The organism is Klebsiella sp. GG_Kp173, from assembly GCF_040062415.1.
GTDB classification, from domain to species: domain Bacteria; phylum Pseudomonadota; class Gammaproteobacteria; order Enterobacterales; family Enterobacteriaceae; genus Klebsiella; species Klebsiella quasipneumoniae.
In genome coordinates this window covers 284,815-300,552 of record NZ_JBEAFZ010000001.1, presented here as the reverse complement: position 1 = coordinate 300,552, position 15,738 = coordinate 284,815, and the positions used below count along the sequence as shown (strand labels likewise).

General features: G+C 58.2%; 11 protein-coding genes. 2 read left to right on the top strand and 9 right to left on the bottom strand.

Features of this window, described 5'->3' with window-relative positions:
• Positions 1–57: 57 nt before the first annotated feature.
• Positions 58–1,077, bottom strand: coding sequence for a LacI family DNA-binding transcriptional regulator (locus tag ABLU50_RS01470; protein WP_087832557.1), 1,020 nt, complete (start codon positions 1,075–1,077; stop codon positions 58–60).
• A gap of 103 nt (positions 1,078–1,180) precedes the next feature.
• On the opposite strand from ABLU50_RS01470, the gene ABLU50_RS01465 reads away from it, so the two are divergent.
• A complete protein-coding gene (locus tag ABLU50_RS01465) occupies positions 1,181–2,188 on the top strand; it encodes a Gfo/Idh/MocA family oxidoreductase (protein ID WP_069603314.1) in 1,008 nt (335 codons plus the stop codon).
• Positions 2,189–2,430: 242 nt separating this feature from the next.
• Here the strand turns inward: ABLU50_RS01465 and ABLU50_RS01460 are convergent, their stop codons facing one another.
• Genes ABLU50_RS01460 through iolE form a run of 3 tightly spaced genes read right to left on the bottom strand, consistent with a single transcriptional unit; the run spans position 2,431 to position 5,561 of the window.
• Positions 2,431–3,462 (bottom strand): Gfo/Idh/MocA family oxidoreductase, encoded by a 1,032-nt coding sequence (locus ABLU50_RS01460; protein WP_087832558.1) that lies wholly within the window; start codon positions 3,460–3,462, stop codon positions 2,431–2,433.
• Between the two features lie 9 nt (positions 3,463–3,471).
• On the bottom strand, positions 3,472–4,644 hold the full coding sequence (locus tag ABLU50_RS01455) for a Gfo/Idh/MocA family oxidoreductase (protein WP_004202397.1): 1,173 nt from the start codon (positions 4,642–4,644) through the stop codon (positions 3,472–3,474).
• A complete protein-coding gene (gene iolE / locus ABLU50_RS01450) occupies positions 4,641–5,561 on the bottom strand; it encodes a myo-inosose-2 dehydratase (protein WP_087832559.1) in 921 nt (306 codons plus the stop codon). The genes ABLU50_RS01455 and iolE overlap by 4 nt, the downstream gene beginning before the upstream one ends.
• Positions 5,562–6,134: 573 nt before the next feature.
• Between iolE and ABLU50_RS01445 the strand changes: the two genes are divergently transcribed.
• Positions 6,135–6,560, top strand: coding sequence for a hypothetical protein (locus tag ABLU50_RS01445; RefSeq protein ID WP_025999107.1), 426 nt, complete (start codon positions 6,135–6,137; stop codon positions 6,558–6,560).
• A gap of 131 nt (positions 6,561–6,691) precedes the next feature.
• Here the strand turns inward: ABLU50_RS01445 and lysS are convergent, their stop codons facing one another.
• The 5 genes from lysS to cadC all read right to left on the bottom strand — a co-directional run bounded on the left by lysS (position 6,692) and on the right by cadC (position 15,581).
• Positions 6,692–8,209 (bottom strand): lysine--tRNA ligase, encoded by a 1,518-nt coding sequence (gene lysS, locus ABLU50_RS01440; protein WP_004202393.1) that lies wholly within the window; start codon positions 8,207–8,209, stop codon positions 6,692–6,694.
• A gap of 338 nt (positions 8,210–8,547) precedes the next feature.
• Positions 8,548–10,023, bottom strand: a complete 1,476-nt coding sequence (gene dtpD / locus ABLU50_RS01435; protein WP_004202391.1) for a dipeptide permease DtpD — start codon at positions 10,021–10,023, stop codon at positions 8,548–8,550.
• Positions 10,024–10,082: 59 nt separating this feature from the next.
• Positions 10,083–12,230, bottom strand: a complete 2,148-nt coding sequence (gene cadA / locus ABLU50_RS01430) for a lysine decarboxylase CadA (protein WP_002892486.1) — start codon at positions 12,228–12,230, stop codon at positions 10,083–10,085.
• 82 nt (positions 12,231–12,312) lie between these two features.
• On the bottom strand, positions 12,313–13,647 hold the full coding sequence (gene cadB, locus ABLU50_RS01425) for a cadaverine/lysine antiporter (protein WP_004202389.1): 1,335 nt from the start codon (positions 13,645–13,647) through the stop codon (positions 12,313–12,315).
• Between the two features lie 365 nt (positions 13,648–14,012).
• A complete protein-coding gene (gene cadC / locus ABLU50_RS01420) occupies positions 14,013–15,581 on the bottom strand; it encodes a lysine decarboxylation/transport transcriptional activator CadC (RefSeq protein WP_017898812.1) in 1,569 nt (522 codons plus the stop codon).
• Positions 15,582–15,738: the final 157 nt, after the last annotated feature.

Genomic DNA, 15,738 nt, shown 5'->3' with positions numbered 1-15,738 from the left:
GTTGGCATTTATCCGCCGGGGAAATCCGTGTTGTCAGGAAGGGAGGCGCCGCACGCCTTAGTCCACGTTCTCGGCGCTGTAGAGGATAAAGTCGACTTTCCCGTCGGCATAGGTTTGCGGCTGATAGCCGGACTCCAGATGGCGCAGCATCAGGTCGATCGCCAGCTGGGCGTGCTGGCGGGTGTTCTGATCGAGCGTTAACGCCAGGCTGCCCCGGGCCAGCTGCTGGCGGGTGGTATTGTAGCGCTCATGGGTGATCCAGCAGACGTCGCTTTCGCGGCGGTGGCGAGCCAGCGCCTCGGCAATCTGAGTATTGCCAAGCCCGGTGTTATAGATCCCGACAATATGCCGGCTGCGGCACAGGGCCTGCTCCAGCAGGCGGGTGATCTGCTCCCGCCGCTCCTCGCCCGCCAGCACCTCATTAAGCTGCAGGTGGGGAAAGCGCTGGCTCAGCACCTCGCGGAACCCCTGGATGCGCAGGCGATGCGCGCTGTAATCCTCCCGGCCGCTCACCATCAGCACCGCCCCGGGCCGTGGCGTCATTCTCCCCATCATTAACCCCGCGGTGCGGCCAGCCTGCAGCTGATTGATCCCGACGTGGCAGAGCCGGTCGGCGCCGGGCAGATCCGTCGCCAGGGTGATGACGGGGACGCCCGCTTCCCGGCAGCGGCGCAGCGCGTCATGCACCACAGGGTGGTCATTGCCGAAGACGATGATCCCCTGACGCTGCTGGCAGCTGCGCATAATGCGCCGGGCCAGGGTCGCCGGCTGCGACTCCGGGACAAAGGTGCGGTGCAGGGTCAGACGGCGATAGCCGAGGCTATCCGCGACGGCGGCGAAATCCTGCGCCAGCTGCGGAAAAAAGAACGAGTCATTGCTGCTGAGAAAGAGCTCAATCTGCCATGGAAAGCGGTGCTCCTCCGGCAGGATCCGCTTCAGCCCCGCCTCCCGCGCCGCCTGCAGCACTTTGCGCGTGGTCTGCGGCGATACGCCGCCGCGTTCGTTCAGCACCCGGTCCACAGTGGCCACGCCGACGCCAATCTGTCTGGCCAGCATCGCCAGTGACATGTTTTTCATCGCCCCTCTCTTCAATGATGGAAATACATCAAAACGGCAGTGTCAGTGAGTTTAGCAAACCGATTATGGTGGCACCTTCCCTTCGCCATTCTGGAGAAAAATAATGAATTGCAAACGTTTTGCCCTGGTAGGCAGTGGTTTTATCGGTCAGGTTCATGCCGCCAGCCTCGCCCGTCATGACGGGAGCGAGTTGACGATGGTAGCCGATGTCGCGCCGGAGCGCGCCCAGTCGCTGGCCTCCCGCTATGGCGCCCGGGCGGTGACGGTGAGCGAGGCTCTCCGTAGCGACGCCATCGACGCTGTGCTGATCGCCAGCTCGACCCCGTCGCATGCCGAACTGCTGGAAGCCGCCGCCCGGGCGGGCAAGGCGGTCTATTGCGAAAAACCGATCGACCTCTCCCTGGCGCGCGCCCGCGAGGTGGTGGAGCGGGTGCTTCCCCTGAACGTGCCGGTCACCGTCGGCTTTAACCGGCGCTTCGACAGCAGCCATCAGCAGCTCCGCCGCCAGCTGGAGCAAGGCGCGATCGGTCGGGTGGAGCTGGTGCAGATGGTCTGCCGCGCCTCCAGCATGCCGCCGCTCGACTATCTGCGCAGCTCCGGCGGTCAGATGCGCGATCAGGCGATTCACTTCTTCGACCTTCTGCGCTTTCTCACCGGCGATGAAGTGCATACCGTGGCGGCGATGGGCGCGGCGCTGGCCCTGCCGGAAATCGCCGAATTTGGCGATGTTGACACCTCCATCCTGATGATGCAGATGCGCGGCGGCGCGCTGGCGCAGCTGGACAACACCCGCCGCACCGGCCACGGGTATGATGAACGGATCACCCTGCTGGGCGCAGAGGGCGCGCTGGAGTCCGGCAGCCAGTCGCCGGTGGGCCCTACCCTGTGGCGCGGCAATCAGCGCATTGAGCCAGGCCTGTGGCCGGACTGGTTCAGCCGGGTGCAAGGATCTTATTACCAGCATCTTGACGCCTTTATCCGCGCTCTGAATGGTGAAACCGTGGCCGACCTGCCCGGCCTGGTGGACGGCCTGCAGGCGCAGGCGATTGCCGAAGCAGCCGTTCAGTCTCTGCAGCGCGGCCAGTTTGTCGCCGTCGACGACTGTCGATGAGGGGTTGCGTGGCACCAGCTATCAGGCTCTGAACCTGCCTTTATGCCGGGCGGCGGCAACGCCTTGCCCGGCCTACATAACACAGGCATTAATCTGCTTTAATATCAAATGGTTGCATAGATATCCCAGGCCCGCGCAAGCGCAGCGCCGCCGGGCCAGGACAGCCGGCACCGTGCGCGTCCCGGTGCCGGGCAATGGCGGACACGCTGGCGCTGCCTGCAAACCAAAGCCCGGCCGGCCCCTTAGCGTTCTTCGTTAAACACCGCGCCCACCTGGCGCCGCACCTCATCCATCACCTGCAGATTCTGCAGCACCCGACTGAGCGGCCGCAGCAGCGAGTCCCGCAGCCCCTGACCGATGCACCAGGCAAAATGCTCCGCCTGCCAGAACAGCTGGTCGTAGCGATTGCGCGGCTCTTCCCAGCGCAGCGCCTGCCCGCCCTGGCTGGCGGCGAGGGTGAACCCGCCGGGGGCGTAAAACTGACCGTCGATCGTCAGGGTCGCCTGGCGTCCGGCCACCACCGCCCCGCCCGGCGTGTTGCTGAACAACGTCGTGTTTAACAGCCCCTGCATCCCGTTCCGCCAGCTGAACAGCATCGACGTCTGACCGTTAAGCCCCTCTGCCGTCGCGCTGCCGCGGGCGACTATCTCCTGCGGCATACCGCCCACCATTAGCGCAAACGAGGTCAGATAGCTGCCGAGATCCATCATCGGCCCGCCGGCAAGGTCGGCATTAAAGATGCGGTGGTCGGTAGTAAAATACTCGCCGTGATCGGCCAGCAGGGTATGCAGGTCGCCGAGCACCCCATCCTCCAGCAGCTGGCGGATCACATCATACTTCGGCGCGTAATCGCACCACATCGCCTCCAGCGCCAGCTTTCCCTGGCGGGCGGCTTCGGCCTGCAGTTCACGTCCTTCGCCAAGGTTGAGCGCGAAGGGCTTCTCAATCAGCACGTGTTTGCCCGCCTTCAGCGCCTGCATGCCGTCGGGAAAGTGATGGTTGTGCGGCGTCGCAATATACACCGCATCAATATCCGGACGCGCCAGCATCTCCGCCACATGGCCGTAAGCCTGGGGGATCCCCCATTCCGCGGCTACCCGGTCGGCCTTCGCCTGGCTGCGGGAGGCAACGGCCACCACCTGCTGCCGGCTCTGGGTTTTCAATGAGTGCACAAAGCGCTCGGCGATCCAGCCTGGACCGATGATGCCCCAGCGCAGGGAAGGAATGCTCTGCGCCGCCGGGCGGCGCGGGGTCGGTAATTGTGAGGGAAACATAGCGGCTCCTTAATCCTTAACCACGTTAACCCAGCGACGGCTGACCATCGAGGCTTCAATCGCCGACAGCACGCGCTGATTCTGTAAACCAAATTCAAAGCTGGGATAGCAGTCGTCGTCCCCGCAAATCCCCTGCACCAGGTCATGCACTTCAATCACCTTGACGTCAAAATAGCCCAGCCCGCCGCCGCCAAAATCGAAGCCGAAGAAGCCGGCATAGGCCGGGATCTGGCTCCCGGCATACAGCGTTTTAAAGCCGCGGTCGTGTTTGTCATCGCGGAAGCGATAGACCTGCAGTTCGTTAAAGCGCTCCCCGTCCATATACAGCGTGCCTTCGGTGCCGGAGACCTCCCAGAACACGCCGAAGATGCGCCCGGCGGCGATGCGCGAGGCCTCAATCACCCCCGCGGCGCCGCTGTCGAAATTGACCAGACACTGAACCTGATCGTCATTTTCCACTTCCCGCCACTCGGCATCGGCCGCGACCCGGCTGGCATACCCGGCATCGGTCTGCGGTACCGGACGCTGGCGCAGACAGGTTTGCGCGCTGGCGGTCACTTCACGGATCCCGCCCATCAAAAACTGGGCGACGGACAGGGTATGGGCGCCGAGGTCGCCAAGCGCCCCGCTGCCGCCGAGGGTTTTCGAGCAGCGCCAGGACCAGGGCAGGTTCGGGTCGTTATAAAACCCCTGATCAAAGGTGCCGCGAAAGCGCACCGGTTCGCCAATATCGCCCCGGGCGATAATCTGCTTTGCCAGCAGCGCCGCCGGGGTTTTGATGTTGTTAAAGGCCACCATGGTCTTCACCCCCGCGCGCCGGGCCGCCTGCGCCATCTCCTGCGCCTGCTGCTCGTTAACCGCCAGCGGCTTCTCGCAATAGACATGTTTACCCGCCGCGATCGCCGCCATCGCCATCGTGTAGTGCAGATGGTTCGGCGAGGTAATATCCACCACGTCCACCAGCGGATCGTTCACCAGTTCGCGCCAGTCACCGTAAGCCTTCTCCGCCCCCAGCTTCACCGCATGACGTTCGGCCAGCGCCTGATCCTGATCCGCCAGCGCGTAAAGATAGGGGCGCTTTGGCAGATCGGGATAGAACATGGCCGCGCGACGGTAAGCGTCGGCGTGCGCCTGCCCCATAAAACCGGAGCCGATGAGACCAATATTTAACCGCGCGCTCATGATGCGTGCTCCTCTGATGATGAAGGGGACGAGAAATGGTGCGCCAGCCAGGCGAAGGCGCGGCGGGCGGTGGCCAACGGCGGCGCCATCGCCGGGTCCTGCTCGGCTTCGATAATCAGCCAGCCGCGGTAGTCGCTGTCGCGGGCAAAGTCGAGGATCGGCGCATAGTCGATGCAGCCGTCGCCAGGGATGGTAAACAGCCCGGCGCGCACCGCCTCGTTAAAGCTCAGGTTTTCGCGATACAGGCGCCCCAGCACCTGCGGACGGACGTCTTTCAGATGCAGATGGTGGATACGGTGACCATATTTTTCCAGCACGCGCGGGATATCGACCCCGGCGACGAAGGCGTGTCCGGTATCAAACGCCAGCCCGACGTTGTCATGGGTCTGTGACAGAAACCGCTCCAGCTCGTCGTCGTGCTCCACCAGCATCATCAGGTGATGGTGATAGGCCAGGCGCAGACCGTAGTCCCGCAGCAGCAGGTCGGCAAAGGTATTCAGCTTATGGCAATACACCGTCAGACTGACGCGGCTTAACGGCGGTGAGAGCGAGATCGGCTCATCAAGCGGCGTTTCACCGGGCAGTTGCCCGCACTCGCCATAGACCATGACCCTGGCGCCGAGCTGCTGCAGGAGCTGCGCGTGGCCCCGCACCGCCTCCAGCTCCGCTTCCACGCTGCGGTCAGCCAGTAAGCCGCTGTACCAGCCGGACGCCAGCCGCAGGTCAGCCGCCGCCAGCAGAGGCCCCAGCGTCTCCGCCTGGCGGGGAAACTTGCGCCCTAACTCAATGCCCTGAAATCCCGCCTCCCGCGCCTCGCGCAGACAGGTGTCGAGAGGGATATCGCCGCCTAAATCCTCCAGCACATCGTTGGTCCAGCACAGGGGGCTAATGCCCCACTGCAGGTGCTCTGTCGCCATGTTTATCTCCTTTTCAGCCAGTCGTCTGGTGTGCCGTCACTATAAGCAGGCGACGACCAGCGATGAAAACGGAGAAATGATGGAAATCCATCATTGCCGCGGGCGGAATATCCGTTGTCGCCAGTAGCCCTGGAAAATTAATGGAAATAATGCTTGCCGCAGGCTTATTTTGCAGATAAAAATTACTGGCTTAATAACCCGTTTCAGAGGTTATCCCTTTCATTCGAAATATGATGATAGCAATATGAAAAAAACTCAATACCGCACCAGCGCGGGCTTTAGCCCTGCGCCCAGGTCTGGCCTGCTGTTATTTGCGTAAGTGACAAATAATCGCTTTTAAAACATCAATTACTTAACATTCTCTCTGCAATAATATGACAAGCAGCGGGAAGATACGGTGATAAATAAAATCAGGGTAATGATGTTTTTACAAATAAATAACCCTTCGCCTTTCTGCTCATTATTTGTCAGGAATGGCTGCGGTTATATTTATTCTGACGCCCCCGGAGAATACACCAATGTGTATCAACCTTTATGACAATGCGCGCCGCTATCGCAATGAGAAACAATAAGATGAATAAGACCTGGCTTTTCACCACCCTCACCCTGGCGCTGGTCGCCGCCGCGCCGGCCCACGCCATTAGCGCGAAATACCGGGAGCAGCTTGAACGCTCCGGCTGTACGCAGATGACCGACGGGACCACCTGCGATATTCATAAAACCAAAGCCGAGAATGCCGCCGCCGCGCAGCAGGCCAGCAGCGGCTTCGGCCCCTGGCTGGGCACCTGGTATGTTTATACTGAATATGGCGACAAAATTGATGAGATTACCGTCACCGCTAAAACGGTGAAAACTCATGGTCATCTGGTGGAGGACGCGAAAGCGAGCCAGGGTAAGCTGACTTTCCGGGTGAAAAACTCAACCTTTACTCTCAACGACGCCTTTAACGGCAACTGGACAAACGGCAGCCAGCGCGGCACGTTGCAAAAAATAGAGTAAACTCCCTGCTCCCCGGCGGGGGCACACCATGCCGATAGACTGCGGTGACCGGTTCATCCGGCCAGGCAAGCAATGTGATGTGACTCATGCGGGGAGACCTCCCGGCGCGGGCCGGGAGGGAGTGCAACAGATTACTTCTGCGGACGCATGGCCGGGAAGAGGATTACGTCGCGGATGGTATGGCTGTTGGTAAACAGCATCACCATGCGGTCGATACCGATGCCCAGACCGGCGGTCGGCGGCAGGCCGTACTCCAGCGCGGTGACGTAGTCTTCGTCATAGAACATCGCTTCGTCATCGCCCGCCGCTTTGGCGTTGACCTGATCCTGGAAACGCTGCGCCTGATCTTCCGCATCGTTCAGCTCGCTGAAACCGTTACCGATTTCGCGGCCGCCGATGAAGAACTCGAAGCGGTCGGTGATTTCCGGGTTCACGTCGTTGCGGCGCGCCAGCGGGGAGACTTCTGCCGGATATTCAGTGATGAAGGTCGGCTGGATGAGGTGCGCTTCCGCCACTTCATCGAAGATTTCGGTGACGATGCGCCCCAGACCCCAGCTTTTCTCTACCTGAATGCCGAGAGATTCCGCCAGCGCTTTCGCCGCGTCGAAGTTATCCAGATCCGCCATGTTGGTTTCCGGACGGTGTTTCTTGATGGCTTCGCGCATGGTCAGTTTTTCAAACGGCTTGCCGAAGTCAAAAACCTGGTCGCCATACGGCACCTCGGTTTTGCCCAGCACCGTCTGCGCCAGGGTGCGGAACAGCGACTCGGTCAGTTCGATCAGGTCTTTGTAGTCCGCGTACGCCATGTACAGTTCCATCATGGTGAACTCTGGGTTATGACGTACCGAGATCCCTTCGTTGCGGAAGTTACGGTTGATTTCAAACACGCGTTCGAAACCGCCGACCACCAGACGTTTCAGATACAGTTCCGGCGCGATGCGCAGGTACATATCGAGATCGAGCGCGTTGTGATGAGTGATAAACGGACGGGCGGACGCGCCGCCAGGGATCACCTGCATCATCGGGGTTTCCACTTCCATAAAGCCGCGAGCCACCATGAACTGACGCATGGTCGCGAGGATCTGCGAGCGGATGCGGAACGTATGGCGCGACTCTTCGTTAGCGATCAGATCCAGATAGCGCTGGCGATAGCGGACTTCCTGATCCTGCAGGCCGTGGAATTTATCCGGCAGCGGGCGCAGGGCTTTGGTCAGCAGGCGCAGCTCGGTGCAGTGGATGGAGAGTTCGCCGGTTTGCGTTTTGAACAGCTTGCCGCGGGCGGCAATGATGTCGCCGAGATCCCATTTCTTAAACTGTTCGTTGTAGACGCCTTCCGGCAAGTCATCGCGGGCCACGTACAGCTGGATACGGCCGCCGACGTCCTGGAGGGTGACGAAGGAGGCTTTGCCCATCACGCGGCGGGTCATCATCCGGCCGGCCACCGCAACTTCAACGTTCAGGGAAGCGAGTTCATCGTTATCCTTCGCATCGAATTCAGCGTGCAATTGGTCAGAGGTATGATCGCGACGGAAATCGTTGGGGAAAGCTACGCCCTGCTCACGCAGCGCAGCCAGTTTTTCGCGACGAGTTTTCAGTTCATTATTAAGGTCAATGGCCTCATCGGCACCTTGTGCTTGTTGTTCAGACATATGGGTTCCTCATAACCTTGCTTTCAAACTAGCTTCGATAAATTGAACCAGGTCACCCTTCCGCGCGGCCTGTCTCCGGCTTTACACCGAAGAACAAGAGTAACGAATCTGGCTTCACTTCAAGCTGATCTCACTCAGCTATGCCTTCACTAACGGTATTTTTTATCGTTGGCTTCCGCGCCTGCCAGAATATCCTCCTCCTGTTCACTACGCTGTGCAAGGAGCGGCTTTGCGCTCCGCTGTTGATGGAATACCCCCGGTCGCGCTGCGCTTACCGGGGCGATAAATCGCGCTGGCCGATAGCCCGGCGGAGGCGGTTACACCCGCCGGGACGCGCATCAGGCGCCGCCGCCGGGAAGTTCGCCAGCCGCCGCGCGGCGTTTGCCGACGCTACAGGCTGCGGCAAAGGCGATAATCACCATCACCGCCACGCAGCCGAGGGTCCATTCGCCCATCTGCGAGAAAAAATGCTGATAGGCGGCAATCGCCGTATCGCTGATTTGCGATTCGGTGGTCTGCTGGGCGACCACGCCCGCCAGCCAGTTGGCCACCGCGCCGGTGGCCAGCATGTAGATCCCGGTCAACACCCCGGTGACGCCGGGCATGTTCAGGCGGGTGATTTGCGCCATCGCCACCGGGTCGATAAACAGTTCGGCAAAGCCCATCATCGCCAGCCCGGCGACCATCATGCCCATCGAGGCCTGACCGTCAGCGGCGCCGTGGCGGGCATTAAGCGCCAGCAGCATAAAGCCGCCGCCCATCAGCAGCAGGCCGAAAGCGAATTTCAACCAGACGCGCAGCACCGAACGTACGCTGCCTTCCGGACGCATCAGCCACGCCAGTACCACGCCGGCCGCCATCACCGCCACCGCATTAACCGACTGGAACAGCGCCGTCGGCACCTCCCAGTTCAGCAGGCGGCGGTTAACAAAGTGGTCGATAAACAGGCTAATCGAGCTCCCGCCCTGCTGAGCCAGCACCCAGAACAGCGTCCCGGCAAGCATCAGCAGGACGATCTGCCATAGCGCGCGACGATGCTCGGGCGCTTTGATCATGATCCGCGCCACCATCTGGGCGGCAAACAAGCAGACGATCGCCAGCAGATAGCCGGACCAGTTGTTTTGCAGTAGCAGCGTGAAGAACACCGGCGCCAGGCACAGCATCACCAGCAGCCAGCCCCAGGTCGGCAGCACGAATTTCACCGCCCGCAGCGCCGGTTTATCGACGCCGCGGGTATGCCGGAAATGGCGGCTGCCGCTTAAGAAAATCATCAGTCCGATGAACATACCGATTCCCGCCAGGGCGAAGCCGATATGCCAGCCGTACCACTGGGCCGCCAGCCCGCAGGCGATGGGCGCGGCGATGGAGCCGACATTGCCGGCGGCGTACAGCAGCGAGAAGCCGCCGTCGCGACGCGGATCGTCGTGGGCGTAGAGTTCGCCAAGCAGGCAGCTGATATTGGATTTGAACAGGCCATAGCCGCAGATAATGATCGCCAGCGCGACGTACAGGCTCCATGCGGAGGTCGACTCAACGCCCAGCACCACGTGGCCGAGAGTCATCAACAGCGCCCCGGCAATCACCGCCGTGCGGTTGCCGAGCAGGCGGTCGGCAAGCCAGCCGCCGAGAATAGGGGTAACGTAAACCAGAGATGCGTAAGCGCTGAACAGGCTGATGGCGTGGCTGTCGTCGAAGCCAAGCTGGTGGGTGAGGTAGAGGATGAGTAAGGCGCGCATGCCGTAAAAGCTGAAGTACTCCCAGATCTGGATCGCAACGATGTAGTAAATCGCGCGCGGCTGTGAGGGTGTTTTCATGTGTTCTCCTTGCAGCGTGAAAAAGGGAAGTGGCAAGCCACTTCCCTGGTGTGCGTCTATTACTTGTTATTCTCTTCTTTCAGCACTTTAACGGTGTAACGACCATCCGCCTGACGATAGGCGCCGTGGATATCGGTTTCGAAGCCCGGGTAGTGGGCGCCGATTTCGCACAGCATCTGCAGGAACTCCAGCACCGGACGGCTCTCTTCGGTGATCATTTCACCCGGCATCACCAGCGGCACTCCCGGAGGATACGGCAGGATCATGTTGGCGTTGACGCGGCCGACCATCTCTTCGAGGTACACTTCTTCCGTCTGACCGTGCAGCTCTTTCTGGAACGCGGCATACGGGGTCATCACCATCGATGGCAGCACTTCGAAGGCGCGGAACATCAGATCCGGCAGGTTGTGGTGCTCAATCAGTTTGTGAATGTTCTGCGCCAGGTCCTGAATACGCATGTTCTCATAGAATTCAGGATCTTCACGGTACAGCGACGGCAGCATGTTTTTCACCCGCAGGTTCAGGTCGAACGCGCGTTTGAAGTCGGTCAGCGCACGCAGCAGGCTCAGCGCTTTGGTTTTGTCGATACCGATGCTGAACAGGAACAGCAGGTTGTACGGACCGGTTTTCTCCACCACGATGCCGTGTTCGTCGAGATATTTCGCCACGATGCTTGCCGGAATACCGAAGTCATCCATGGTGCCGTCTTTCTTCATCCCCGGGGTCAGCAGCGTGACTTTGATCGGGTCGAGGTACATGTGTTCGTTATCGATGTTTTTGAAACCGTGCCATGCGCTGTCGGAGCGCAGCGGCCAGCATTCAGGGCCGTCGATATGTTCCGGCTGCCATACGTCGAAGAACCAGCCGTCAGACTCGCCTTTCAGACGTTTGATCTCTTTACGGAACTTGATGGAACGTTCGATAGAGCCGTCGATCAGGCGCTTACCGGCGTTGCCTTTCATCATCGCTGCCGCGGTTTCGGTGGACGCCACGATCCCGTAATGCGGGGAGGTGGTGGTGTGCATCATGTAGGCTTCGTTAAAGGTCTCTTCGTTAACGTCGCCTTTCACGTGGATCATCGACGCCTGAGAGAACGCCGCCAGCAGTTTGTGCGTGGACTGGGTTTCGTAAATCACTTTCCCTTCGACGCGGCCGCCGCTCATCCCGCATTTGCCTTCATAGATCGGCGAGAAGTTGGTGTAAGGCACCCACGCGGAGTCAAAGTGGATGGATTTCACATCCAGGGTTTTCTTGATGAAGTCAGTGTTGTACAGCAGACCATCGTAAGTCGAGTTGGTGATCACCGCGTGTACCGGCCAGGTCGCGTTCGGCGTCTCTTTCACACGCTTGGCGATAGTCGCGTGCTGGAATTCGCTCTGCGGGATACCGCCGAGGATGCCGTAGGCGTTACGGGTCGGACGGAAGTAGATCGGCGTAATGTCGCTCATCATCATCAGGTGAGTCAGCGATTTGTGGCAGTTACGGTCAATCAATACGGTGCTGCCGGCCGGCGCGGAGTACATACCGACGATTTTGTTGGCGGTAGAGGTGCCGTTGGTCACCATATAGCTGCGTTCAGCGTTGAATACGCGAGCGATATACTCTTCCGCTTCTTTGTGCGGGCCGCTGTGGTCCAGCAGGGAACCCAGTTCAGAAACCGAAATCGAGATATCGGATTTCATGGTGTTGGAGCCAAAGAAGTCGTAGAAGATGCTGCCTACCGGGCTTTTCTGGAAGGCGGTACCGCCCATGTGGCCCGGGGTACAGAAGGTGTATTTGCCTTCACGCACATATTTGAACAGCGCTTTGGTCAGCGGCGGCAGAATGGTGTCGATATATTCGTCAGTGTTCTGTTTGATTTTGTTCGCGATATCTTCCGCAGCGCCCAGCGCATATTCGAAGAAGCGAACCTGCATGCGCAGATCGTTCAGGCTAACGTCCAGCGTGGAGTAGGTGTTAGCGAACGCATACAGCGGCATGTACTCGTTCATTTTGCTGATTTCTTCGCACAGCTCGAGATTGTATTTATCCCAGTCGAAGATCACGCCGCACAGACGAGAGTTGTTTTCGATCAGTTTTAATAAGTCGTCACGGTCGTTCGGGTAGACAATGCGGAAGTCCAGGCGTTCGAGAGCACGATGCAGTTCACGGATGGGTTCTTCTTTGAAGTAAACCCCCATGTGATTCATGATTGCAATAACGTTCATAGTCAAATCTCCAGATGTAGAAAGCCCCTCCCGTCGCGCTATGACAGGTGATGGAAGGAGCCTCAGGAAAAAGGGTTACTGATTAGTGCGCGTTAGCGGGGCTGTTGCTATCCGATGTGTTGTTCTGGCGCTGGTGCATTTTGCGACCGTAGAACATCAGGATAATCAGGCTAACGATAAAGGTGCCGGCCAGTTCGAAGGAGCTTGCGCCCATCAGCGCGATGAAGCAGAACACGCAACCCAGTACCGAACAAATCAGGCTGACAAAGTTACGGATGTTGATGCCTTCAAAACGAATCAGGTCAACACAGGAGTAGAAGTAAGGCAGCATGGTCAGCAGTACCGCGATACCGGTCAGTTCGCCGAACAGGTCAGAGGCTTTACCACCGGCGGAGTTCATCAGGGTAATCAGCACCATCAGCGCGGTCATTTTCACTGCGGCCAGCAGCAGGCCTTTTTTCGGGATACCGTTGCTATCAACTTCGCCATACACTTTCGGGAAGTTACCGTCGTTGGCGGCGCGGACACCTGCCTGGCCAACCAGCATCATCCACGAGCCCAGAGAAGTCAGGCAGGCAAAGGCGGTGAAAGCGGATACCATCGGCGCAGCCCAGCCGCCGAGGATGGTGGAGGCGCTAATCGCGAACGGCGCACCAGACGCGGCCATCTGAGAAGCAGGATACATACCGGCGATAACCTGAGTCGCGGCGATATAGACGATACCGGCCATCGCAGTACCTAGCATGGTAGCCAGCGGTACGGTACGTTTCGGGTTTTTCACCATCCCGGTACTCACGGCGGCGGATTCTACGCCAACGAAGGCCCACAGGCAGAGCAGGATACTTTTAATGACCGCGTGGCTATCGGTGGTGCTGGAGGTGTTCCAGTTCGCCTGATAGGTAGCGACATCAAACCAGTGCCAGCCGACGACCGCGGTCATCACCACTGGAATAAGCACCAGCACCAGACCAATAGTGGTCAGACGGCTGACCCAGGTCCCGCCGAGCATATTAACGAAAGTAAAGATCCACACGATGGCAATACAGGCAATCCCTGCTGGCACCGGGTTATTTAAAATGGGGAAGAACGTAGACAGATAAGAAACCGCGGTAATCCCGATAGCCAGGTTACCAATCCAGTTTGCATGATAATAAAGCACACCGGTCTGGAAACCGAATGCCGGAGATATTTCCCCTGCGTAAGCAATTGGGCCACCCTGCTGCGGGTTTTTAGTGGCCAGTCGGGCATAAACATAAGCCAGAGACATCGCACCAATAATTGAAATTACCCAGCCCCAAATGGCAATACCACCGATGCTGGCCAGGTTCGCAGGTAATAATGCAATACCGCTCCCCATCATATTACCGGCGACAACACCGGTACAGGCAAATAGCCCGATCTTCTTGGCAGAACTCATGGTTGTTTTTCTCCTAAGTTTATTTGGGAGGTACAGATCATGATACAGAACCATTAATTGACCCGACCAACTGCCAACAAGATTACTGATTTGTACGAGATAAGTCCTAAAGATAAAGTGAAATAACAACAAACATCAGACAAATGATATTTTGACCTTTTTCGCTTAACATATAAACATGACAACAGGGTGTCATAAAAAGATAAACATTGTTGTTTTACATGCACTTAAACCAGATGCGGTGTGTTGCCGAACTGTTATTTAAAGCCTCCTGAATGCTAAATACAAATAACAACAAGAGGCTTCATGAGAAACATAAATTTAACCTCATCATGCCCAAAACCTTGTACACGATGAGGGTTTACTTATTCTGAAGAGAGGAAATTATCGAGATACGGAACCACCCGGTTGACCGACGTCTGGAAAACCCCGTTTTCAATCCAGTACAATGTGTCTCCCCCGGGGCGTAAATTAAACGCCGTAATGTAAGAATCTGCTGCCAGCCGGTTCTCACCTTTCATCTCATAGACTTTGCCTAACAGCACATAATTCAGCCACGACATCTCTAAATCGATCGCACTGTTAATAGCGGTATTTGCTTCATCGACTTTGCCTTTCCCCAGCAAATCCACCGCTTTTATTTGATAATAAATCGCCATATCTTTGATACCTGGCATCTCCCCTACCCGCTCAACTTCGCTATAGAGGGCTGCCAGCTGTTTATCATCCAGCGGCTGTTGCGAATGGCGTAATACATCCACCAGCGTCTTTTCGGCATACGCATAAATAAAATCAGGCGCCCGTTTAATCACATCATCCAGCAGGCTGCTGGCCTTACTTAATGAGTCAACATCGCCCTTCATTAACAGCTGATGCGACTGGTAGAAATAGGTTAACGCCACGCTTTGCGACGGCTGATACTGCCTGAGCATCGCCTGCATCCGCGCCGGCCACGGCTGCGTCAGGGCATCCGACAGGCTGTTCATCAGATCGTTCTGGATGGTGAGCTGGTTGTCATTGGTCACAAAGTAGCGCTTATCGAGCATCGTCGAGCTGTCGGCATTATCCACCAACTGGACCGACATAAAGCACTGCTGCGCCCGGTAGTGGCGCTGATTGACGAACTCAATGGTTAGCGTTTTACCGGAACTGCTCGGCTCATTGATGTTGTAGTCCGTTTTGTCATGCACCATAAAGGTCGAGAAGGTGTTCAGCGAGGTGGTGATCAGGCTGGCCAGGCCGACCGCGTAGGAGTGCTGCGACGACCAGTTGGTGCAGGAGTTACCATTCACCAGGTGGATATCGATATCGCGCGGATTAAGCAACAGGCGCGCCTTGTTGACCGGCGGCCGCGATTCCATGCTCGACAGCGCCACCAGCGCCACGCAGGTGCCCAGCGCCAACAGGAACAGTCCCCACACCAGGGCGGTGGTGAGCCGTTTACGCACTGACGGCGCGCTGGCCACTGTCGGAGCGGGAGCTGGCACGGCGGGATCGGCGGCGGAGACGGGCGCATCGGGCGGCGCACCGGCAGCCGGCGGCGCGGTCGCGGCGACCGAAGGCGAAGGCGTCAGCGCCTCCATCTGTGGGGCGAGTTCCTCCCCTTCTTCGGTGCACCAGATCACCGGCACCGTGAGCTTATACCCCCGTTTGGGTACCGTCGCGATGTACTCTAGGCTAACGTCGTCGCCGTCTTTGAGCGACTTGCGCAGTTCAGAAATACTCTGCGTGACGACGTGGCTGGTCACAACGTTCCGGGTCCAGACGTTTTCGATAAGCTCGTCCCGACTAAGCACTTCCCCCGGATGGCGAGCGAAAAAGACCAGAAGGTCGATTAAACGCGGTTCAAGGGTAAGCTGGCGCCCCTTCCTGCTGATTTGGTTTACAGAGGGGGTTACCAGCCATTCACCGACGCGAACAACAGGTTGTAGCATACAAGAAAGCCCCAGACAAAAAGGGAAAGGCGCGATGATAACACATTTGTCCTACCTATTTTTGCCAGGGGTCACTCCCTCAGGCATTAGGTTGGAATTCGCCTTTTAGCGACAATAAAAAGCAATATTTCATTAACAACGTGATCATCAAATTCAT